Source organism: Variovorax sp. Soil_C_26 (assembly GCF_057657075.1).
Genome location: NZ_JBDGJC010000038.1, coordinates 1 through 1,021, shown reverse-complemented (window position 1 = coordinate 1,021; position 1,021 = coordinate 1). Strand labels below are relative to the sequence as shown.

General features: G+C 66.1%; 1 protein-coding gene. It reads right to left on the bottom strand.

What is annotated here, in order from left to right:
- On the bottom strand, nucleotides 1–1,021 hold a 1,021-nt coding region (locus AC3A6G_RS27340; protein ID WP_487875095.1), incomplete at both ends, for a type VI secretion system Vgr family protein.

Below are 1,021 nucleotides of genomic sequence, written 5' to 3'. Positions count from 1 at the left end.
AAGTCGAAGTTGTATTCGCCGCTGGCCGCACCGCTCGCATAGCCGCCCTCGCGCAGCGAATACGACACGGCCACCGCAAGGTACTCCTGGTTGTCGTCCGCGCGCGGCGAGTTGCGCATGGTGAACTTGTAGCCCGGCGCCATGCCGCGCACGGTGGCCTGGCCGTTGCTGCGCTGCGCGAGCGCCTGCACTTCTTCGAGCCGCACGCGCGCATAGTGCTCGCCGTCGCCCGCGGCCGGGTAGTCGCCGAGCCATTCGTAGATGTCGTGGTCGGCGTTGTCGTGCGGTCTCGGCTGGCTGCGCACGTTGACGAGGTCGCCCTTGGGCGTGGTGAAGTTGAAGTCGTCCACGGTGTAGCTGCCGGGGCGCACCTCTTCGCTCGGCTGCCAGTCACGGATGACCTCCATGTCCTCGCCGATGTCGCGGTCGGCCGCGAAGTAGTCGATGGTCTCGTAGCCGGGCATCGGCTCGTGCGCGCCGGCATCGTCGGCCAGCACGAGCGTGTGCTGGCCCTTCTCGTGCTTGAACCAGTAGTAGATGCCCTCGAGCTCCATGAGCCGGCTCGCGAACGCGAAGTCGCTCTCGTTGTACTGCACGCAGTATTCCCACTGCCGGTAGCTGCCCGAGAGCTTCTTCTCGAACGCGAAGCCGTAGTCGCCGAACACGTCTTCCAGGATCTCGACCACGCTCTTGTTCTGGAAGATCTTGTTGTCGCTCGAACGCGTGAGATACCACAGCCACGGCCGCACGGTGGCCCGGTAGACGGTGTGGCGCGAGGTGCCGCCCTCGCGGCCGACCATCGAGAAGCGCACCACTTGGCCGTTGAGGAAGCGCGGCGCGCCCGCCACCGCGGTCTGGATCTCCAGCGTCAGCGGCTTGCCCAGCACCGACTTCAGATCCAGTGCCGCATCCGCGCTCAGCAGATCGACCTCGAATTCGAACAGCTGCGACAGCCCCTCGGTGCCGCGCATCGAGCGGAACTTCAGCTGCTCTTCACCCAGCGGGGTGTGGGCCGTAACGA